We start from the raw sequence: 19,556 nt of genomic DNA, 5'->3' as shown, positions 1-19,556 counted from the left end.
ACTCAGCGGCGGCGACTCTGCGCGAGGCGCACGACGACGCGCGCCCCGATGAGCACCTCCATGACGGCGGCGGGGCGAATCCAGCGCGAGCGCGGCAGGTCGACCATGCCGCCCCGGGCGAAGCTCGCGACGGTGAGCGCCCCGACGGGCATCGCCCACGCCGCGAAGGTGGCCACCTGCCACGCACGGCTGGTCTCGTAGCGCAGTGTGAACCAGGTCCACAGTGCGGCGTCGGCGAGGTAGTCGCCTTGCGTGCCGAATCGGGTGACCGTGCCGGTGCTGCGCGCGAGCTTGCCGTCGACGAAGTCGGTCGCGAGGGCGAGCACGGGCACGGCGGCGCCGAGCCGGTGCGCGGCGGCGGGCAGTGCGGCCCGGGCGACGGTGAGCAGATTGGGTGCGCCGAGCGTGCGACGCTGCTCGAGCATCCCGAGATGCGTGACGGTCATGATCCAGCTGGTGAGGAGCCAGGCGCGGCCGCGCGGGTGCGCGAGCGCGCCGATCGCGAGGTGGATGGCGGTCGCCTCGGCGACCGCGACGGGTCGCTTGCGGGCTTCGAGCATGCTGCGGCGGGTCGCGTCGTACACGAAGCGACCCAGCGCCCTCGGCCCGAATCCCTGCGCGCGCAGCCCGCTGAGGAGAGCCTCGGTGGCCGCGCGGCTGTCCGCGCCGGCGAGGGCGGCGAGCCGCGCATGCTCGACTCGCCGGAGAGCCCGCGCACGCACTCTCGCGCGCGCTGCTGCGGCGTCCGTCATCGCGGCCTCCCTCGCTCGTCACCCTATCTTCGGTGCATGCCGCGAAGAAGAGGGGCCGGGGAGGCCGCGACGGTTGTTCGGCCGGTTCAGCGGCCGGTCGCGTCGGGAGCGCGGTCGACATCACCTCGCCAGGAGCCGCTCTCGAAGCCGTTGTGCTCGATGAGGTCCTTGAAGCTGCGCAGGTCGCGGTCGATCTGAATGTCGTCGATCTGCAGGAGCGAGCCGATGCGCTCGACGGCGCCCTTCGGCTCCCAGGTGAGCTGCAGGGTGACCTTCGTCGTGTCGTCGCTCAGACGGTGGAAGGTCACGACGCCCGCGTGCTCCTCACCCGCCGTCGAGTTCCACGCGATGCGCTCGTCGGGGGTCTGCTCGACGATCTCGGCGTCGAACTCGCGGGAGACGCCCGCGAGGGATACCTCCCAGTGAGTGTGGGTGTCGTCGACCTGGCGCACCACGTCGACCCCGGACATGAACTGGGGGAAGGTCTCGAACTGCGTCCACTGGTTGTAGACGGTGGAGATGGGGAGGTCGATGTCGATCTCTGCTCGAACAGTGCTCATGGTGTGATCCTGTCTGTCTCGATGTGTCTGGCTCGATGCCGCGTCGAGGTCGTCGACGTGCGGTCGCCCCCACGGTAGGCGCGCAGACGGCGCTCAGGCAGGGGGTTGACTTCTCAGGAAGAGTTCTGCGGTGCGCCGCGCCGCACCGTCAGGCGGGGAAAGCTCACGAGATGCGGACGGTGACAATGTGTCCTACTATCGCCCCTCGTGGGTGATATCCGTCAGCACCTCAGCACGAACGTCGAGCAGTACTGTCAGCGCATGAAGATGCGTGACGACGTCGACGCTCCCCGCGAGGTCGAACACGTCGCACTGTTCCGCCGTATGCGCGACGCCGCGGAGGCGGCGCGCGACCTCGAGTCGCACGGCTACCACGCCGAGGTGACGCGTCGAAAGCTCACCAGGGCGACGCTCACCGCGACGAAGACGGCCGCGGTCGATGTGGACACCGCGGACGCGATGACCGAGGAGGTCTACACGATCGTGTGCGACCACCGCGGCGACTACGACGGTTGGGGCGCGCCCGTCCTGGCGCGCGGCTGAGCCGAGCTACCGACTTCCGCGGGCGCCTGTCGCGCCCCGCACCCGTTCGACCGCGAGCGTTTCGGCCGCGTCGAGCGGCGTGACGCCGTCGGCCTCGGCCGCGTCGAGCACGCGTGCGAGCGTGTCGCCGATGGCGCGCAGCCGGGCATCCAGCACGACGGACGTGGCGCCCTCCGCCGAGAGTGCGAGGTGGATGACGCCTCCAGCGTTGACGAGGAAGTCGGGGGCGTACAGGATGCCCCGCTCGGCGAGCTGCGCGGCCCCCACCCTCTCGGCGAGCGGATTGTTGGCCGGGCCGACGACTGCTCGCACGGGAAGCTGCTCGATCGCCGAGGCCGTGAGCGCTCCCCCGAGACCGGCGGGCACGAGCACGTCGGCCGGTGTCGTGAGCGCCTCCTCGGGCGGGATCCACGTCGCGCCGAGCTCGTCGGCGAGTTTCCGCTTGTCGACGATGTCGGTCACGATCAGTCGGGCGCCGGCGGCGGCGAGTCGGCTGGCCAGGCGCGACCCCACCTGTCCGAGCCCCGAGATGACGAAGGAGCGGTCGGCGACGTCGCGTGAGCCGAACAGCCGCTCCAGCACGACCTCGAGGCTGGCGTGCACGCCGATGGCGGTGCCCTCGGCGGGCTCGCCCGCGCCGCCGAGGCTCGTGGGCAGGCCGACGACGTGCGGCGTCCGCTCGCGCACGACGACCATGTCGTGCTCGGTCACTCCGACGTCTTCGGTCGTGATGTAGGTGCCGTCGAAGCTCGCCACGAGGTCGCCGAGGTCGAGCAGGGCATCCTGTCGTCGGCCGTCCTCCAGCGCGTCGCCCTCGCCCAGGATGATGACCGCTTTGCCGCCCCCGTAGTCGAGGCCGGCGAGGGAGTTCTTGAGGGTCATCGCGCTGGACAGCCGCAGCACGTCGCCGAGTCCGTCGCTCCAGTGGCCGTAGCGCCACAGGCGGCAGCCGCCGAGGCCGGGGCCGAGCGCGCTGGAGTGCAGGGCCACGCCGAGGCTGAGGCCGGAGCGCGCGCCCGTGACGAGTTCGACGCGCTCGTGGGTGAGCTCGGGCAGGGCGAGGCTGGTGGGCGTCATGCCTCCAGTGTGCCGTGCTCGGCGGCGTCGCGTTCGGGGGCGGCGCTCAGTTCGGGTGTGAACGGCGGGGCGACCCGTGGGGCGCCGAGTGCCGACCCCGGCGCAGCGGCGGCGTGCTCGAATGCCCACGCGTACGCGAGCAGCGCCGTGTCGTCCCATCCGCGGCCGGCGAACGTGAGCCCGATGGGCATCGCGATGTCGTCGAGCATCCCCATGGGCACCTGCGCGGTCGGAATGCCGAGGTGCCGCCACACGAGGTTGCCGTTGGCCACCCACGTGCCGTTGCGCCAGGCGAGCTCCGCGCTGCGGGGGTTCACGTCGGCGTCGGCCGGGCCGATGTCGGCGACGGCGGGGAACACGATCGCGTCGAGACGCTCAGCGTCGAGCCAGGCGTCCCAGTCCTGACGTCGGGTGGCGTCGAGCCCGCGCACGCCGTCGGCGAGGTCGGGTATCTGCTCGAGCGTCGGCACGCCGCTGGCCCGAGCCCGGTGCACGTAGTCCTCGAGCGGCACGTCTTCGGGGGCGAAGCGGCTGAGGTGGTCGTCATACCGGCCCGGCAGGGATCCGGGCGGGGTGGGGAAGATGAGGTCGGGGTCGACGTCGACGAGCCGGTGCAGGGCGGGATCGCCGTTCGCCTGCAGAAACTCGTCCCAGCCCCACATCGACAGCTCGTAGAGCTCGTGGTCGGCGAACGCGGGGGGGCACGAGTCCGCGCGCGACCATCGAGCGGTCGACGGCGCGCCCCCGGGACTCGTAGTTCGCCACGACGGGCAGGTCGACCTCCACGACCTCGGCGCCGGCGGCTTCGAGGACGGCGCGCGCCTTCCGCCACTGCGCGACGACGCTCGGTCGCGTGATGATCGGGTCGTCGGTCGCCTCATCGGCGTTGATGTAGAGGCGCGGGATGCCCAGCCGACGCCCGCGCAGGGCATCCGGGTCGGCGAGGGCGGGGTACGAGGCCGGCCGCACCTCGCTCGACGCGGGGAGGGGCAACCACGGCTGCGCGCGCCAGAAGTCGCCCCGCACGCCCGCACCCTCGACCCCGGCGTCGTCGGCGACGATCGCGTCGAGCACGAGCAGCAGCTCTCCCACGGTGCGCGTGTAGGGCACGACGACGTCCATGGTGGGCACGAGCGGCCAGTTGCCGCGCACGGAGATGACGCCCCAACTGGGCGTGTAGCAGCACAGACCGTTGTTCGAGGCGGGGCCGCGGCCGCTCGACCAGGTCTCTTCGGCGAGGGCGAAGGCGGCGAGGGAGGCTGCCAGCCCGGCCCCCGAGCCGTTCGATGACCCTGAGCCGAAGGGTGCCGGCAGGAAGTCAGGGTTGTACGGGCTCTCGGCCCGCCCGTACAGCCCGCGCTGCATGCCGCCGTTGGCCATGGGGGGCATGTTCGTGAGCCCGAGGCAGATTGCCCCGGCCGCGCGCAGACGCTCGACGGTGAACGCATCGTGCTGCGCGACGAGGTCGGCGAAGGCGGGCGAGCCGCTCGCGACGGTGAGGCCGCGCACCATGTAGCTGTCTTTCGCGAGGTACGGGATGCCGTCGAGAGGCCCGAGGGATGCGCCCCTCGCGCGCCGCTCATCGCTCGCGCGCGCCTCGTCGAGAGCTGCCGGGTTGTCGACCACGACGGCGTTCAGGGCGGGTCGCGCACCGTCGCCGGAGGGCTCGCGGTCGTACGCCGCGATGCGGTCGAGGTAGCCCTGCACGAGTTCGACCGCGGTCAGCTCGCCGGCGGCGAGTGCGGCCGCGAGGTCGGGAATGCTCGTCTCGACGAGCGGCGTGCGGCTCACGCCGCACCGCTGTCGCCGACGGGCAGCCCGCTGCGGGGCTGCTGCTGCGTGATGCAGTGGATGCCGCCGCCGCGCGCGAGGATCTCGCGGGCGTCGACCGTCACGACCTCGCGGCCGGGGTAGGCGGCGCCCAGCAGGTCGCGTGCGCGGGCATCCGCGACCGGGTCGTCGTACCCGCACGCGATCACCCCGCCGTTCACGGTGAGGTGGTTGACGTAGTTCCAGTCGACGAAGCCCTCGTCGTCGCGCAGCTGGCTCGGGGCGGGCAGATCGATGAGCGTCAGCCTGCGGCCTGCGGCGTCGGTCGCCCGCTCGAGCACCCCGCGCACCTCGCGCATGACGGCGTGGTCGGGGTGCGACTCGGCGGGCTGCTCGTGGACGAGCACGACGCCGGGTGACGCGAAGGTCGCGATCATGTCGACGTGCCCGCGCGTGCCGAGCGGCTCGTAGTCACGCGTGAGGCCGCGCGGCAGCCAGACCGTCTGGGTCACTCCGAGTGTGCGCGCCAGTTCTGCCTCGACGCGCTCCTTCGTGGCGTAGCGGTTGCGGCCGGGGTCGAGCTGCACGGTCTCGGTGACCATGACGGTGCCGTCGCCGTCGACGTGGATGGCCCCGCCCTCGTTGACGAGCAGACTCGGGATGCGCGTGCAGCCGGCCTGCTCGAGCACGAACTCGGCGATGAGCGCGTCGCGGGCGAACGCGCCGCCCTGGTCGCCCCAGGCGTTGAAGATCCAGTCGACGCCGCCGAGCTCGCCGGTCTCGTCGTCGACGACGAACGTGGGGCCGATGTCGCGCATCCAGAAGTCGTCGAGCGGGGCCTCGACGACTTCGATCTCGGCGCTCAGCAGCTGACGTGCGCGTGACCACTCGCTGGGGTCGACGACCATCGTCACGGGCTCGAACGGCAGGATCGCGTGGGCGACCGCCGTCCACGCCGCGTAGGTCGCCTCGCGCGCGGCCGAGCTGTCGCCCATGACGTCGCCCTCGCGCGGGAACGCCATCCAGATGCGGTCGTGCGGCGTGGTCTCGGCGGGCATGCGCCAGGTCATGGATGCTCCTTCCGGGCCTGTCGAGAGCCTACCGAGCGTGCCGCCTGGCCCTACCGCTCCTCTTCCTCGGCCCGCGAGAGGCGCTGCGAGATGTAGACGGGAATGAAGGAGAAGAGGATGAGCACGGTCGCGACGACGTTGACGAGGTTGCCCTCGTTGGGGCGCGCCATCGTGTTGAGGAACCACAGCGGCAGGGTGTCGACGCCGGGGGGAGCGGTGAAGATCGAGACGACGACCTCGTCGAAGCTCAGCGCGAAGGCGAGCAGGCCGCCCGCGACGAACGACGTGCGGAACTGCGGGAAGGTCACGAGCCGGAAGGTCTGCCCGAGACCCGCGCCGAGGTCCATCGACGCCTCCTGGAGGTTGGGGCTCATGCGCCGCAGCCGGGCGAACACGTTGTTGAACACCATGACGATGCAGAAGGTGCCGTGGGCGATGATGATGCCCAGGTAGCCGACCTGGATGCCGATGGGGTCGAGGATCGACGTGAAGGTGTTGCTGAACGCCACACCCGTGACGACGCCGGGGAGGGCGATGGGCAGCACGATGAGCAGGTTGACGGTCTGCTTGCCGAAGAACGAGTAGCGGGAGAGCGCGAACGCCGCGAGCGTGCCGAGGAGGAGCGCGATGACCGTGGCCCCGAGCCCGACGATGACCGAGTTGAGCACGGCCGCGCGGATCGGCTCGGAGGTGAGCGCGACGCTCCACCAGCGCAGCGAGAACTCGTCGACGGGCCACGCCGCGATCTGCGCATCGTTGAAGGCGTTGAGCATGACGAGCCCGAGCGGCACGTACATGAAGACGAGCACGACGCCGACGATGACGCCGAGCAGGGCCTTGGAGCGGCGGTTGAGTCTGAGCATGGGCCTCTCCCTACATCCGCTCGAGCGCGCCGGTGCGACGCGTGACGAGCAGGTAGATGACGACGAAGGCGATCGGCACGACCGAGAACGCGGCCGCAACGGGCGGGTTGAGGTTGATGTTGGAGGCGATGATCGAGCCGATCATCTGGCTGTTGGGGCCGCCGACGAAGCGGGCGGCGAGGTAGTCGCCGAGGCTGAGGGAGAAGGTGAAGATCGAGCCGGCGAGGAGCGCGGGCGTGAGGAGGGGGATGACGACGGTGCGGATGGTCGTCCATCCGCCGGCACCCAGGTCGGCGGAGGCGTCGAAGAGGTTCGGGGGTATCTGGCGGATCGCCGTGTACACCGGCAGCGCCATGTAGGGGAACCACAGGTAGGTGAGGGTGAGGATGACGGTCGGGATGCCGAACCCGGGCCCGCTGCCCCCGACGAGGCCCGCGATCGAGTTGAAGAAGCCCTCCTCGGTGAAGGTGATGCGCATGGCGACGACCTTGACGAGGTACCCGGCCCACAACGGGAGCGTGATGGCGATCGCGAGCAGGGCACGCAGCCAGGGCGAGGCGAGCTTGGCCATGAAGATGCCGAGGGGCACCGCGAAGAGAGCACTGATCGCCGTGACGGCGAGCGCGATGCCGAGCGTGCGCAGAGAGGTGCTCACGTAGGCGGGGTTGCTCACGAGCAGCGCGAAGTTGTCGAGCGTGAAGCCGGGCCGCACGAGGGAGGTGAAGGGGTCGACGATCCAGAACGCGGTGATGAGGAGCAGCGCCAGCGAGAAGATGTAGAGCCCGATGAGCCAGGCCATGGGCAGAGCGAGCAAGCCGGCGAGGCGCACACGCCGTCGACGGTGCAGCGCCGTCGAGAGCGGGCGGCGCACGAGCGTCGAGCTCGGCCCCGGGCGCCGCTGCGAGGCGGCAACGGTCGACGTCACGGTGACAACTCCCTGATCGATGGTGCGGAGAGGTGGAAGGGGTGGGGTGGTGGTGCTGGGGGCCGGCATCGGTCGGGCGCCGGCCCCCAGCGCTTCACTGGTGGTGCATCAGCCCTTGACGGTCAGCCAGGCCTGGGTCCACTGCTGGAAGTTCGTGCACTGCACGTCGGTGCGGCCGTCCACGCACTGCTCGATCGGCGTGGTCCAGTACCAGACCTGGTCGAAGTAGTCCTCGTTGGTCGCGTTGAACTCCTCGCAGTGAGCGGCAGCCTCGTCGCTCGTCTCGCAGAACGCGGCGTTGGCCGGGGCCATGCCGAAGTTCATCGCGATGGCGCCGTTGACGTCGGGGGCGCTCGTGTAGTCCATCCAGAGGTAGGCGCAGTTCGGCGAGTCGGACTCGGACGAGATCATCCAGGCATCCGACCATCCGGTCGAGCCCTCGACGGGCAGGGTGCCCTGGAACTTGTCGTCACCCGTCAGCTTGCGCAGGATCTCCCACGACGTTCCGACGACGGTCGTGCCGCCGGCGAACGACGTGATCTGGGCGACCGGGTCGGCCCAGTACTCGGAGACGATGTCGTTCTGCTGCTGCAGGAGCGCGATCGCGGCGTCGAGCTGCGTCTGGTCGAGCGCGTAGGGGTTCGTGATGCCGAGCTCCGGCTGCGTCGCCATGAGGTACACGGCGGCGTCGGCGATGTAGATCGGTGCGTCATAGGCGATGATCTGCCCGGCGTAGGGGCTGTCGGCCTCCCACACGACGTCCCAGCTCTCGGGCGCCTCGGGGATGACCTCGCTGTTGTACTGCAGGATGTTCGCACCGCGGCCGATCGGAACGCCGTAGCTGTTGCCGTTGATCGTGTCGTAGACCTGACCCTTCATGCCCTCGACGATGTCGTCGCCGAAGTTGGGGATGAGGTCGAGGTTGATCGGGGCGACGTCGCCGCCGGCGATGAGGCGCAGGCTCGCATCGCCCGAGGCGGAGACGAGGTCGTACTCGCCCGTGCGCATGAGCGTGACCATCTCGTCGCTCGTGCCGGCGACGCGACGGTTGACGACGCAGCCGGTCTCCTCGGTGAAGGTGTCGGCCCACTCGGGCTCGACGAATCCCGACCACGCGACGATGTCGACCGAGCCCTCGGCCTCGCCGAGCTCTTCGAGCATCGGCACATCCGGCACGTCGATGAAGAGACCGTCTCCGGTCTGGGCGTCCGTGCTGCATCCGACGAGCACGAGCGTCGCTGCCGCCGCGAAGGCGGGCAGGAGCAACTTCTTGTTCATGGCTGTTCTCTCTCTTCTGTGGGGTGGTGCAGGGCGGGGAAGGGTCTCAGGGCACGATCGCGGCGTGCTCGGTGAACCACACGGCACGCACAGGGTCGCCGCGGTGGAACGCCGAGGTGTCGTCGGGGGCGTGGTCGTTGTGGCGCTCGGCGATGAGCTGCAGGCCGAACTCGGTCTCGACGATGTAGCGCGTCGTCGGGCCGGTGTAGACGGTCTCGCTGATCGTTCCGCGCACGCTCGTCTCGTTCTCGCGCGGAAGGTCATCGGGGGCCGTGACGCGCACGCGCTCGGGGCGCACGCTCAGGGCGGCGGTCGCGCCGCAGAGCTCGCGGGCGAGCGGGGCGGGGATGAGGTTCGACAGCCCCAGAAAGCTCGCGACGAACGCGGTACCGGGGTACTCGTAGACCTCCCGGGGAGTGCCGACCTGCTCGACGCGCCCCTCGTTGAAGACCGCGATGCGGTCGCTGAGGGTGAGCGCCTCCTCCTGATCGTGCGTCACGAAGATGAAGGTGATGCCCACCTCGCGCTGAATCTGCTTGAGCTCGATCTGCATCTGCTCGCGCAGCTGCTTGTCGAGGGCGCCGAGCGGCTCGTCGAGCAGCAGCACGCGAGGACGCAGGATGAGCGCGCGCGCGAGCGCGATGCGCTGGCGCTGGCCACCGGAGAGCTGGTGCGGCAGCCGGTCGGCGACGTGCGCGAGCTTGACCTGCTCGAGCGCCTCGGCAACCCGGTGCGAGATCTCGCTCTTGGGCGTCTTGCGCACTCGGAGGCCGTAGGCCACGTTCTCCGCGATCGTCATGTGCGGGAACAGCGCGTAGTCCTGGAACACCGTGTTGACGGTGCGGTCGAACGGCGCCGCCGAGGTGACGTCCTGCCCGTCCAGCAGGATCTGCCCGCGCGTGACGTCCTCGAAGCCCGCGATCATGCGCAGCACGGTCGTCTTGCCCGACCCCGAGGGCCCGAGCATGGAGAAGAACTCGCCAGGCTCGACCACGAGATCGAGGTCGGTCACGGCGACCGTGTCGCCGTAGTGCTTGGCGACGCCGCGCAGCTCGACGCCGGAGTCGACACTCGCGGGAGCGTCCGAATCGAGGGTGGCAGCGGGGCTGTCAGTACCGGGCATGAGCGCGGGGACTCCTTACGAGCGTCATTGGATCGAGGCGTTAACCTCTAAAGATATAGTTTCATAGCTTTTATTTCCAGTGTGTAACGGAACCGCGTCATCGACGTATCGTTCGCGGCTGTCGGTTCGCGGCCCCGCACCGGGGTGCGTACGTCACAATGAGGGCATGGTCGTACCCCCTCCCCCCGCTGGGCAGAAGAGCTCCGGGCGATCCGGGCGACCCCACCGCCTCGTTCGAGCGGTGTTTCAGCCGATCGGCGATCAGGGGCGCGCCGCCCTCGTCGAACGGCGCATCGCCGACGCGATCATGGGCGGAGTGCTCCACGCCGGAGAGCGGCTCCCCGCGGAGACAGACCTCGCGCAATCCTTCGGAGTCGCCCCCGCCACCGCGCGCGAGGCGCTCCTCGCCCTCCGGGAGCGTGGGCTCATCACCACCCGCCGTGGGCGTCACGGCGGCAGCTTCGTCGCCGACACAGCCGACCCCACGACGTTCGCCCTCGACGCGCTCGCCGCGACCTCGCGCGTGGCCCTCCGAGACGCGGCGACGCACTACGCGACGATCACCGCCGCCGCGGTCGAACTGGCGGCCCGTCGCGCCGACCCGAGCGAGATCGCCCTCATCCGTCACCGCCTCGAGCGCGTCGACCCCGCCGACCCCATCGGCTGGAGGAGGGCGAGCGACGATGCCCAGATCGAGCTCTCCGCCCTCAGCCAGTCGGCCCGGCTCACGCGCGAGCAGATGCGACTGCAGGCCGAGCTCTCACCGCTCTTCGCCCTCGCCGACCGCGAGCCCGAGAGGCGCACCGCCACGCGCGAGCGATTCTGGGCTCTGCTCGACGCCGTCGAGCGCGGCGACCCCACGACCGCCGTCGACCTCAGCCGCGCAGCCGTGCGTGACGCAGTCGAGTGGCTCATCGACCTGCGCGAGTCGCTGGGTGCGTCATGAGCGACGGTGGCCGGGCATCCCGAGCATCGATAGCATTCCCCACCACGAGCGCACTGCGACCGACCTGGAGGCCCCGACCATGACGACGATTCCCGTGACCCAGTCCCCCGTCGAACTCGTCGCAGACTACTTCGGCCGCGCGATCTCCAGCCTCGAGTCGTGGAAGCCGCTGCTCGCCGCCGACATCGCCGCGGCACGCGCTGCCGGGCCGTTCACGAGCGAGAAGCTCGACGACCTCGTCGAGCCTTACGCGCACCGCACCTTCGACTCGCTCGAGCTGCCCGTGTACGGAGCCGGCTTCATCGCCGCCCTCGACTCGCTCGCCGACGCCGGCAGCCACCTCGCCTGGTGGCAGGGCGCCGAGCGCACCAAGCTCGTGCTCGCGAGCCAGTCGGTCAACAAGGAGCACATCGACTACAGCGAGCTCGAGTGGTACCGGGTGCCGCAGGCGACGGGCGAGGCGCACGTCGCCGGCCCCTACGTGGACTACCTGTGCAGCGACGAGTACACGATCACGGTCGCCGCTCCCGTCGCCATTGACGACGACTTCGTCGGCGTCGCGGGGCTCGACCTGCTCATCGACAGGGTCGAGCACGACCTCACGCCACGGCTCGCCGTCTTCGACGCCCACGTGACGATCATCAACGGCGTCGGGCGCGTGCTGCTGTCGACCGATGCGCGACGCGAGACCGGCGACACGCTGCGGGGAAGCGACCTCGACGCCTTCGAGCGGCACCCCTGCCCGGGCATGGCTCTCGAGGTGCTGCTGCACTGAGGTCGCCTGCCGAGAGCTGACAGTCGCAGTGAGCGCCGCAACTTGCCGCCGAGACGCCCCGCACGCTAGACATGCTCACACATCTACCCAGTACCGGGGGCACCATGGGCACACTGACCTACGACTCGACGTTGTCGGCCGACTTCGATGACCGCACGCTTGCACACCTGCAGATCGTGATCGGTGCGAAGCTGCGCCGCAACGAGGCGTTCTACTTCAGCTGGAAGGACGATGCCTCGATCGGCAACGGCCGCAGCGTGATCTGGGTGCACCCGACGATTCCGATCTCGTTCAAGTTCTTCGGCAGCCGGCCCCCGTCGATCAACCGCACGTGGGTCGACGACCTCATGCTCTCGGCCAACACTCCCGCGGGGCTCCACATCCTTCCCGAGCCGCCCGTGCCGAGCGAGGAGGAGTCCTGATGCGCACGACCATCCACTACGACGGCAAAGAGTACGTCGTCGCCCGCCACGCGACGGAGCTTCAGGAGGAGATCGCCACGATTCTTGCGACGGGAGCGCCGGGCTGGCTGCGCGTGAACCACGGCCGAGGCCAATTGCAGAAGGCCGACATCCTCGTCGACCGCGGCGTGCCGATCGGCCTCGTCGACTCGAGCGATCCGGAGTGACCCGCTCTTCTGGACCCCGCCCTTCCTGAGCACCCGCTGTCAAGGGGGCCCGGAAATGTTGTCCCCCGAACGGGGGCCATGCCAGCGTAGACTCTGAGCCCTCGCCGAGTACCTCGAGGGCAGTCAGGAGCCCCGCATGGCAGAGCAAGAGCAACCCGGCACGACGACGGCGACCACGCCGACTCCCGACCACGGCGAGTCGAGCTACGTCGGCTCAGGCAAGCTGAACCGCCGACGCGCCCTCATCACGGGAGGCGACTCCGGCATCGGTCGCGCGGTGGCCATCGCGTTCGCACGCGAAGGGGCCGACGTCGCGATCGTCTACCTGCCCGAAGAGCAGGAGGACGCACGCGTCACGGCCGACCAGATCGAGGCGGCCGGGCGCGAGGCGACGCTCATCCCCGCCGATGTTCAGCAGGAGGACGCCTGCCGCATGATCATCGCGACGACGGTCGACGCCCTGGGCGGGCTCGACATCCTCGTCATCAACGCGGCGTACCAGCAGTTCCGCGAGAGTTTCGAGGCCATCACGACCGAGGAGTTCGAGCGCGTCTTCCGCACCAACCTGTATTCGCTCATGTGGCTCACGCGCGAAGCTCTGCCGCACCTCGGCGAGGGTTCGAGCATCATCACGACGTCGTCGATCCAGGCGGCGAATCCTTCGGCGGGCCTTGTCGACTACGCGATGACCAAGGCGGCGCAGGTCGCGTTCACGAGCGCACTCGCCGATGACCTGGGCCCACGCGGCATCCGTGTCAACGCCGTCGCTCCCGGCCCGATCTGGACTCCGCTCATTCCGGCGACGGACTGGCCGGAGGGAAAGCTGGAGCAGTTCGGGCAGGACACGCCGCTCGGCCGCGCCGGTCAACCGGCGGAGCTCGCGGCGACGTACGTTCTGCTCGCCTCGGACGGCGGCTCGTACATCTCGGGCGCTGTCGTGCCCGTCACCGGGGGCAAGCACTTGTGAGCTGCGGCGGTCGCACTCACCGAATGTCAGGGGGATCGGAATCATGGGGACACTGCGGTACGAGATGGAAGAGTTCTCCTTCGACGACCGCGTGCTCGCGCACGTGCAGATCGTCATCAGCACGAAGCTCCGGCGTGGCGAGAACTTCTTCCTGACCTGGTCACTGCCATCGTCGGCAGGCAGCGGTCGCCACGCGCTGTGGATCGATAACGGCGTGCCGATCCACATCAGCTACTCGGGATCGCGCGCACCCGCCATCAACCGCGAGTGGGTCGAGTCGCTCATCCTGTCCTCCGCAACCGGCGGAGTTCACCTGAGCGAGGAGCCTCCCGAGCACGAGGACGGCTAGCCGTTCACCGTCGAAAAAGCAAGGTGTGTCCCTCGTCAGGCTGACGGGTTAGCGTGGCCCGCGGACGGAGGCATCCATGACGACAGTGACACTGACGATCAACGAGCACCGCATCCCCCTACGGGACGACATCGATGTCGCGGCGCTCACCGAAGAGATCGTCGAGGCGGTCCGCGGCGGCGGGAATTTCATCCACGTGGACGACACGCGCGGCCAGAGTTTCGAGGTACTCGTGACGCCGCACTCGCGGGCGATGATCACGCAGTCAGAACCGATACTGGACATGGCGCCGCCCGAGAACGGGTGGGCTCAGAGCCTCGAGCTCGACTTCTGACGACGATGCGCCTCACCGCACGGAGCGAATCGGCAGAACGGCGATCGCCCCGAGCACGCTGAGCACCATCGCGAAGGGGAAGAGCGCGGCGAACCCGAACAGCAGCACGATGCTGCCCGCGACCGCGGGGGCCAGGGTCTGCGGCAGCGTCGCGGCGATGTTGACGACCCCGAGGTCCTTGCCGTGGGCGTGCTCGCTCGGCAGCACCTGCGAGACAAGGGCCGTGTCGACGGCCTGGAAGGCGCCGAAGCCGAGCCCGGCGAGAACGGAGAAGGCGATCATGCCCTCGAGAGTGGGCCACACCCACGGCACGATGAGGGCAGCGCCCACGAGCAGCGACGAGGCGACGACGAAGGGCTTGCGACGCCCGACTCGGTCGCTCCACGGGCCCGAGATGGCGATCGAGAGCACGATGGCAGGCAGACCGGCCGCGGTCACGAGCGGCACGAGGCCGACGGCGTCGTCGCCGAGCCCGATGTAGTCCTGCAGCAAGTAGAGCAGGTAGCCGGAGACGGCGAAGTACCCCGTGTACAGCAGCAGCCTGCCCGTGAACGCCCAGAAGAAGTCGGGGTGGGCGATGGGGTTGACCCAGAAGGTCGAGAGGAAGCTGCGCACGTGGAACGGTGGCGCGGGCTCGCCGCGGTTGTCCCGATCAGGGTTGGCGATCACGAAGCTCGTGAGCACGACGATCGCGAACCCCGCGAGCAGCAGGTAGGCGACGGGGATGCTCTCGGCGAGGCTCGAGGCGAGGATCGCCCCGCCGATGGCGCCGAGCATCGTCATCGAGCCGATGACGGCGGCGAAGGTGCCACGCACGGCGGCGGGCACGCGGTCGGGCAGGATCGCCGTGAAGGGCCCCTGCACGATGTTGAAGGAGATCTGCACGAGCACCCAGCACAGCGTGATGAGCATGAGTGAGCTCGAGAACCCGAGCGCGATCAGGGCAAGCCCGCCCATGAGCGCTCCCCCGACGAGGTAGGGGGCGCGGCGGCCGTAGCGTGTGCGCGTGCGGTCGCTGATGCGCCCCGCAATGGGCTGGGCCACCATCGCGGCGAAGGCTCCGATCGTCGTCACGAGGGCGAGGTTGGCGACCTTCGCCGCCGGGTCGATGTCTTCTACCTGGAGGGGAAGCAGAATCGTGGGGATCGCTCCCCACAGCACGTAGATGCTGAGCGTGCCGGGCAGGAACCACAGCAGCAGGCGCCGCAGGGGGCCCTGGATGCCCGGCCGCGCGGTGCCCGTCGCCGCGGGCGCTTCCTGCTCGGGCCCGACCGACTCAGGGCCCGTGTTCGTCGTCGACGTCATCGTCTCGCTCACTCTCGTCGCGCACCGTCGCGCTGCCAAAACAGTATGGGATGCGGTTTTCGCGCGCAAGCGCTAGCATCGCCCACCATGAGCACCCGCGGCCCCTACGCGAAGGGCGTCGAGCGACGCCGCGAGATTCTCGACGCCGCCCTGCGCGTCATCGCGGCCGAGGGCTACGCCGGGGCGACGGTCGCCGCAATCGCGGACGCCGTGCAGATGAGCTCCAACGGGCTCCTGCACTATTTCGCGTCGAAGGACGAGCTGCTCGTCGAGGCGTTGCGTCGGCGGGACGAGCTCGACAGCGGCGGCGTCGACGAGCACGCGCTCGCAGCCTCTCTCGACGACCATGACCCGACCCTCGACGAGCTCGCGGAGCCACTGCTCGCGGTCGTGCGCCGCAACGCCGAGAGCGCAGGCCTCGTGCGGCTCTTCGCCCACCTCGCCACCGAGGGCGTCGACGACGGCCACGCGGCCCACGACTTCTTCGCCGAGCGCTACGCGCGGCTACGGCGGATGCTCGCCACCGCCGTCGCGCGCCTGCAACAGTCCGGCAGCGTGCGCGCCGATGTCGAGCCCGAGCAGGCCGCCGCGCTCGTGCTCGCTGCCATCGACGGTCTGCAGACCCAGTGGCTGTACGACGACAGCGTCGACATGCCCGCCCACCTGTCGGCGCTGCTGCGCCTGCTCAGCACACCCGAGGAGGGCCCGTGACGAACGACCACCCCACCGACCATGACGTGAGCGAGCTGAGCCTCGACGAGCAGGTCTCGCTGCTGAGCGGAGCCGACTTCTGGCGCACCCGCGCGCTGCCCGAGCGGGGCATCCCGCAGGCGATGCTCAGCGATGGGCCGCACGGTATTCGCGCGCAACCCGAGGGCGGTGACCATCTCGGGCTCGTGAGCAGCACGCCCAGCACGTGCTTCCCGACCGCCGTCACGACCGCCGCGAGCTGGAACCCCGCCCTGCTCGAGGAGGTCGGCGCCGCCGTGGGTCGCGAGGCGCGCGCCCTCGGCGTCGACGTCGTGCTCGGGCCTGGCCTCAACCTCAAGCGCCACCCGCTGTGCGGGCGCAATTTCGAGTACTCGAGCGAGGATCCTCTGCTGGCGGGCACCTTCGCGGCGGCGTCGGTGCGCGGCATCCAGAGCACGGGCGTCGGTGCCTGCCTCAAGCACTTCGCCGTCAACAACCAGGAGCACCGCCGCTTCGTGATCGACGCGATCGTCGACGAGCGCACCCTGCGCGAGCTCTACCTGCGCGGCTTCGAGCGCGCCGTGAAGCAATCCTCCCCCGCGACCGTGATGGCCGCCTACAACCTCGTGAACGGGGAGCACGCGACCGATTCGCGCGAGCTGCTCACGACGATCCTGCGCTCCGAGTGGGGCTTCGAGGGCCTCGTCATGAGCGATTGGGGCGCCGAGGCGGACCGCGTCGCGGGCATCGCGGCGGGCATGGATCTCGAGATGCCCGGCGGAGCCGGCACCGAGCCGCTCGTGCACGCCGCCGTCGACGAGCGCCGGCTGAGCATCGTCGACGTGGCGCGCAGCGCGGGCCGCGTCGCCGCCCTCGCCCGTCGCGCCGAGCGGGCGCGCACCGCGGCCCCGATCGAGACGATGGATGCTCTGCTCGAGCCGCACGACGCCCTTGCGCGCCGCGCCGCCGCCGCGAGCGCCGTGGTGCTGCGCAACGAGGGCGCACTGCCGCTCGCCCGCGAGAGCCGGATGGCCCTCATCGGCGCTTTCGCCGAGACGCCGCGCTACCAGGGCAGCGGCAGTTCTCTCGTCACGCCGACGCGTCTCACGACCGTGCGCGAGGCTCTCGCGGCGGCGGGTGTCGAGGTGACGTACGCCCGCGGGTACGACCTCGGCTCCAGCGGCGCGGGCTCGGCAACCGATGCGGCCCCCCTGGCGGAGGCGGTCGCGGCGGCGCGCGACGCGGAAGTCGCCGTCGTCATGGTCGGCCTCCCGCCGACCGCCGAGAGCGAGGGCTTCGACCGCGACACGCTAGAGCTGCCCGAGCAGCACAACGCTCTCGTGCGCGCGGTCGCCGCGGTCGCCCGCCGCACGGTCGTCGTGCTGAGCCTCGGCTCCCCCGCCGTGCTGCCGTGGCGCGACGAGGTCGACGCGATCGTCGTGGCGCACCTCGGCGGGCAAGCCTCCGGAGGCGCGGTCGCAGACCTGCTGCTCGGCGAGGTCGAGCCTGCGGGGCGCCTGACCGAGACGTGGTTCGCGAGCCTCGAAGACATCGCCGCCGACCCGTACTTTCCCGGCGGCCCCCACCAGGTGCAGTACCGCGAGGGCCTCTTCGTCGGCTACCGTCACGCGACGTCCGCGGGCGTGGCTGTGCAGTACCCATTTGGCCACGGCCTCGGCTACGGCAGCACAGCGTGGTCGGGGGCGATCGCCTCGAGCGACGAGCTCGCGCCGGGCGGCACCCTCGCGGTCGCGGTGGACGTCGAGAACACGGGCGACCGCTCGCGCAGCGACATCGTGCAGGTGTACGCGCACGACCGCAGCGGCGTCGTGCTGCGTCCGCGGCGCGAGCTCGTGGGCTTCGCGCACGTGACCCTCGCACCCGGCGAACGCCGCCGCGTCGAGGTCGAGGTGCGCGCCGGTGACCTCGAGTTCTGGGATGTGCGCCGGCACGACTGGGCCCTGCCGCGCGGGGAGGTCGACCTGGAGGTCGGCCGCTCGGTGGAGCGCATCGAGGCGACGCTCACGGTGCGGCTCGAGGGTGACGCGGTCGATTCGGCCGAGCCGCCGAGCACCCCGGCGGTGGCGGCGGGCGACGCCGAGTTCTCCGCTCGGCTGGGGCGCAGCATCCCGAGCCCGAAGGCCGACCGCCCGTTCACGCGAGACTCCACGATCGGCGACCTGAGCGCGACCCTCGTGGGCCGCGGCCTGCGCGCTGGCCTGCGCCGAGCGATGCCGGTGAGCGATGCCGACCGCGCCGACCCCGCGACGGTCGCGATGCTCGAGCGCTCCGTCGATGAGCTGCCGGTGCGCGGCCTCGCGCAGATGTCGGGCGGCCGCGTCGGCTGGAAGCACGTGGATGCTGTGCTCGCCTTCGCGAATCGGCGACCGTTTGCGGGGGTGCGCGCGCTGCTCTCACGGCGCTGAGCTCGCCCGACGGTTCGTGCGACTCCGGACTGTCGGCAATCGCCCTGCGCGCCCGTGCCACGATGAACTCGTGACCGCACCCCTCCCCCTCTCCGTCCTTGACCTCGCGCCGACCCGCCCGGGCGCTCCCGTGCGCGAGGCGCTCGCGGAGACGGTCGCGGTCGCGCAGGAGGCCGAGCGCAGCGGCTACCGGCGCGTCTGGTACGCCGAGCACCACAACATGGCGGCGATCGCGTCGAGCGCGACGGCGGTGCTCATCGCGCACGTCGCCGCGCACACGTCCACGATTCGTCTCGGCTCGGGCGGCGTCATGCTGCCGAACCACTCCCCGCTCGTGATCGCCGAGCAGTTCGGCACGCTCGCCGAGCTGCACCCGGGCCGCATCGACCTCGGTCTGGGCCGCGCGCCCGGCACCGACCAGGTGACGCTGCGCGCTCTGCGCCGCACGCCTGAGTCGGCCGAGTCGTTCCCTGCCGACGTCATCGAGCTCGGCCACTACCTCGGAGACGACCTGCCGGTGAGCGGCGTCAACGCGTATCCCGGCCGCGGCACTCACGTGCCCCGCTTCATTCTCGGCTCGAGCATGTTCGGCGCCGACCTCGCCGCGAAGCTGGGCCTGCCGTTCGCCTTCGCCTCGCACTTCGCCCCGGATGCCCTGCACGCGGCCCTCGCTCACTACACGAGCCGCTTCACCCCGAGCGACGAGCTCGCCGAGCCGCACGCGATCGCGGCGGTCAACGTCGTCGCCGCCGAGTCGGAGGCCGACGCCGCCGCCCAGCTGGAGCGTGTGCAGCGCGAACGCGTGCGCCGATTCCTGAGCCGCGGGCGGGAGCGCGAGTTCACCGAGGAGGAGTCGCACGTGCTCGTCGACACCCCTGCGGGCCGCCAGATTCTCGCGATGGGCCGCTACACCGCCTCGGGCACTCCGGTCGCAGTCGCCGAGCAGCTCGCCGCCTTCGCCGCCGACTGTGGAGCGCACGAGCTCATCACCGTGCACGCGGCGATGAGTCTCGAGCAGCGCCTCGCCTCGCTGCGCCTCACCGCCGAGGCGTGGGCGTCCCGCGACTGACCCGACGGAGGTCACGCGCGCACAGCGCGCGCTCGACCGGCACCGAGCCGAGTCTCAGCGTGGTGGCGTTGACTGTGGTCAAGACCGCGACCGTCGGCCTTTTCCC

The 19,556-nt window shown here is 70.6% G+C and carries 20 protein-coding genes and 1 pseudogene; 11 read left to right on the top strand and 10 right to left on the bottom strand.

Translation table 11 applies throughout. The features are described 5' to 3' along the window. Positions 1-2: 2 nt before the first annotated feature. Positions 3-752, bottom strand: a complete 750-nt coding sequence (locus IE160_RS02100) for a CDP-alcohol phosphatidyltransferase family protein (RefSeq protein ID WP_179873143.1) — start codon at positions 750-752, stop codon at positions 3-5. 86 nt (positions 753-838) lie between these two features. After that, positions 839-1,312 carry an SRPBCC family protein gene (locus IE160_RS02095; protein ID WP_179873142.1) on the bottom strand — a complete coding sequence of 158 codons (474 nt, stop codon included), beginning with the start codon at positions 1,310-1,312 and terminating at the stop codon, positions 839-841. A 261-nt stretch (positions 1,313-1,573) separates the two neighbouring features. Here IE160_RS02095 and IE160_RS02090 point away from each other — a divergent pair, with 261 nt between their 5' ends. After that, complete coding sequence (locus tag IE160_RS02090; protein ID WP_179873141.1) at positions 1,574-1,855, top strand: ribonuclease E inhibitor RraB; 282 nt, start codon at positions 1,574-1,576, stop codon at positions 1,853-1,855. Between the two features lie 6 nt (positions 1,856-1,861). Here IE160_RS02090 and IE160_RS02085 read toward each other — a convergent pair whose 3' ends face one another. The 7 genes and pseudogenes from IE160_RS02085 to IE160_RS02055 all read right to left on the bottom strand — a co-directional run bounded on the left by IE160_RS02085 (position 1,862) and on the right by IE160_RS02055 (position 9,961). Further along, entirely contained in the window at positions 1,862-2,932 is a 1,071-nt protein-coding gene (locus IE160_RS02085; protein ID WP_179873140.1) for a Glu/Leu/Phe/Val family dehydrogenase, read from the bottom strand. Continuing rightward, a pseudogene (locus tag IE160_RS02080) lies at positions 2,929-4,723 on the bottom strand (amidase). Before IE160_RS02080 ends, IE160_RS02085 begins: the two are co-directional and overlap by 4 nt. Next, entirely contained in the window at positions 4,720-5,772 is a 1,053-nt protein-coding gene (locus IE160_RS02075) for an agmatine deiminase family protein (RefSeq protein WP_179873138.1), read from the bottom strand. The pseudogene IE160_RS02080 and the gene IE160_RS02075 overlap by 4 nt, the downstream one beginning before the upstream one ends. Before the next feature lie 50 nt (positions 5,773-5,822). Continuing rightward, on the bottom strand, positions 5,823-6,635 hold the full coding sequence (locus IE160_RS02070; RefSeq protein ID WP_191151520.1) for an ABC transporter permease: 813 nt from the start codon (positions 6,633-6,635) through the stop codon (positions 5,823-5,825). A gap of 10 nt (positions 6,636-6,645) precedes the next feature. After that, a complete protein-coding gene (locus IE160_RS02065; RefSeq protein ID WP_224744531.1) occupies positions 6,646-7,560 on the bottom strand; it encodes an ABC transporter permease in 915 nt (304 codons plus the stop codon). 108 nt (positions 7,561-7,668) lie between these two features. Further along, positions 7,669-8,838 (bottom strand): type 2 periplasmic-binding domain-containing protein, encoded by a 1,170-nt coding sequence (locus IE160_RS02060; protein WP_191151519.1) that lies wholly within the window; start codon positions 8,836-8,838, stop codon positions 7,669-7,671. Between the two features lie 46 nt (positions 8,839-8,884). After that, entirely contained in the window at positions 8,885-9,961 is a 1,077-nt protein-coding gene (locus IE160_RS02055; RefSeq protein WP_191151518.1) for an ABC transporter ATP-binding protein, read from the bottom strand. A gap of 241 nt (positions 9,962-10,202) precedes the next feature. Between IE160_RS02055 and IE160_RS02050 the strand changes: the two genes are divergently transcribed. The 7 genes from IE160_RS02050 (at position 10,203) to IE160_RS02020 (ending at position 13,960) form a co-directional block, all read left to right on the top strand. Beyond that, positions 10,203-10,907: a FadR/GntR family transcriptional regulator gene (locus IE160_RS02050; protein ID WP_224744530.1), complete on the top strand. Its 705-nt coding sequence runs from the start codon at positions 10,203-10,205 to the stop codon at positions 10,905-10,907. Next, positions 10,897-11,682 (top strand): cache domain-containing protein, encoded by a 786-nt coding sequence (locus IE160_RS02045; RefSeq protein ID WP_224744529.1) that lies wholly within the window; start codon positions 10,897-10,899, stop codon positions 11,680-11,682. The genes IE160_RS02050 and IE160_RS02045 overlap by 11 nt, the downstream gene beginning before the upstream one ends. A gap of 104 nt (positions 11,683-11,786) precedes the next feature. Continuing rightward, positions 11,787-12,104, top strand: coding sequence for a DUF7882 family protein (locus IE160_RS02040; RefSeq protein WP_191151516.1), 318 nt, complete (start codon positions 11,787-11,789; stop codon positions 12,102-12,104). After that, positions 12,104-12,310, top strand: coding sequence for a hypothetical protein (locus tag IE160_RS02035; protein WP_179873131.1), 207 nt, complete (start codon positions 12,104-12,106; stop codon positions 12,308-12,310). Before IE160_RS02040 ends, IE160_RS02035 begins: the two co-directional genes overlap by 1 nt. A 136-nt stretch (positions 12,311-12,446) precedes the next feature. Then, positions 12,447-13,277 (top strand): SDR family oxidoreductase, encoded by an 831-nt coding sequence (locus IE160_RS02030; protein WP_191151515.1) that lies wholly within the window; start codon positions 12,447-12,449, stop codon positions 13,275-13,277. Between the two features lie 43 nt (positions 13,278-13,320). Then, positions 13,321-13,626 (top strand): DUF7882 family protein, encoded by a 306-nt coding sequence (locus tag IE160_RS02025; protein ID WP_191151514.1) that lies wholly within the window; start codon positions 13,321-13,323, stop codon positions 13,624-13,626. Between the two features lie 76 nt (positions 13,627-13,702). Further along, positions 13,703-13,960, top strand: a complete 258-nt coding sequence (locus tag IE160_RS02020) for a hypothetical protein (protein WP_191151513.1) — start codon at positions 13,703-13,705, stop codon at positions 13,958-13,960. A gap of 12 nt (positions 13,961-13,972) precedes the next feature. On the opposite strand, the gene IE160_RS02015 is transcribed toward IE160_RS02020, so the two are convergent. Continuing rightward, a complete protein-coding gene (locus tag IE160_RS02015; RefSeq protein ID WP_191151512.1) occupies positions 13,973-15,265 on the bottom strand; it encodes an MFS transporter in 1,293 nt (430 codons plus the stop codon). An 87-nt stretch (positions 15,266-15,352) separates the two neighbouring features. Here IE160_RS02015 and IE160_RS02010 point away from each other — a divergent pair, with 87 nt between their 5' ends. The 3 genes from IE160_RS02010 to IE160_RS02000 all read left to right on the top strand — a co-directional run bounded on the left by IE160_RS02010 (position 15,353) and on the right by IE160_RS02000 (position 19,450). Continuing rightward, a complete protein-coding gene (locus IE160_RS02010) occupies positions 15,353-15,976 on the top strand; it encodes a TetR family transcriptional regulator (protein ID WP_191151511.1) in 624 nt (207 codons plus the stop codon). Next, positions 15,973-18,381, top strand: coding sequence for a glycoside hydrolase family 3 C-terminal domain-containing protein (locus IE160_RS02005; RefSeq protein ID WP_191151510.1), 2,409 nt, complete (start codon positions 15,973-15,975; stop codon positions 18,379-18,381). Before IE160_RS02010 ends, IE160_RS02005 begins: the two co-directional genes overlap by 4 nt. Before the next feature lie 70 nt (positions 18,382-18,451). Continuing rightward, a complete protein-coding gene (locus IE160_RS02000; protein WP_224744528.1) occupies positions 18,452-19,450 on the top strand; it encodes an LLM class flavin-dependent oxidoreductase in 999 nt (332 codons plus the stop codon). The last annotated feature ends 106 nt before the right edge of the window (positions 19,451-19,556 follow it).

Origin of the sequence: Chryseoglobus sp. 28M-23 (assembly GCF_014789785.1) — a bacterium.
Classification (GTDB): Bacteria; Actinomycetota; Actinomycetes; order Actinomycetales; family Microbacteriaceae; genus Microcella; species Microcella indica.
The sequence above is the reverse complement of the archived record's forward strand: the minus strand, read 5'-3'. Positions and strand labels throughout refer to the sequence as shown.

What these genes read in the sequence shown, in the direction of transcription:
- IE160_RS02100 (WP_179873143.1), bottom strand. Translation starts at nt 752, where the DNA reads ATGACGGACGCCGCAGCAGCGCGCGCGAGAGTGCGTGCGCGGGCTCTC.
- IE160_RS02095 (WP_179873142.1), bottom strand. Translation starts at nt 1,312, where the DNA reads ATGAGCACTGTTCGAGCAGAGATCGACATCGACCTCCCCATCTCCACC.
- IE160_RS02090 (WP_179873141.1), top strand. Translation starts at nt 1,574, where the DNA reads ATGAAGATGCGTGACGACGTCGACGCTCCCCGCGAGGTCGAACACGTC.
- IE160_RS02085 (WP_179873140.1), bottom strand. Translation starts at nt 2,932, where the DNA reads ATGACGCCCACCAGCCTCGCCCTGCCCGAGCTCACCCACGAGCGCGTC.
- IE160_RS02075 (WP_179873138.1), bottom strand. Translation starts at nt 5,772, where the DNA reads ATGACCTGGCGCATGCCCGCCGAGACCACGCCGCACGACCGCATCTGG.
- IE160_RS02070 (WP_191151520.1), bottom strand. Translation starts at nt 6,635, where the DNA reads ATGCTCAGACTCAACCGCCGCTCCAAGGCCCTGCTCGGCGTCATCGTC.
- IE160_RS02060 (WP_191151519.1), bottom strand. Translation starts at nt 8,838, where the DNA reads ATGAACAAGAAGTTGCTCCTGCCCGCCTTCGCGGCGGCAGCGACGCTC.
- IE160_RS02055 (WP_191151518.1), bottom strand. Translation starts at nt 9,961, where the DNA reads ATGCCCGGTACTGACAGCCCCGCTGCCACCCTCGATTCGGACGCTCCC.
- IE160_RS02040 (WP_191151516.1), top strand. Translation starts at nt 11,787, where the DNA reads ATGGGCACACTGACCTACGACTCGACGTTGTCGGCCGACTTCGATGAC.
- IE160_RS02035 (WP_179873131.1), top strand. Translation starts at nt 12,104, where the DNA reads ATGCGCACGACCATCCACTACGACGGCAAAGAGTACGTCGTCGCCCGC.
- IE160_RS02030 (WP_191151515.1), top strand. Translation starts at nt 12,447, where the DNA reads ATGGCAGAGCAAGAGCAACCCGGCACGACGACGGCGACCACGCCGACT.
- IE160_RS02025 (WP_191151514.1), top strand. Translation starts at nt 13,321, where the DNA reads ATGGGGACACTGCGGTACGAGATGGAAGAGTTCTCCTTCGACGACCGC.
- IE160_RS02020 (WP_191151513.1), top strand. Translation starts at nt 13,703, where the DNA reads ATGACGACAGTGACACTGACGATCAACGAGCACCGCATCCCCCTACGG.
- IE160_RS02015 (WP_191151512.1), bottom strand. Translation starts at nt 15,265, where the DNA reads ATGACGTCGACGACGAACACGGGCCCTGAGTCGGTCGGGCCCGAGCAG.
- IE160_RS02010 (WP_191151511.1), top strand. Translation starts at nt 15,353, where the DNA reads ATGAGCACCCGCGGCCCCTACGCGAAGGGCGTCGAGCGACGCCGCGAG.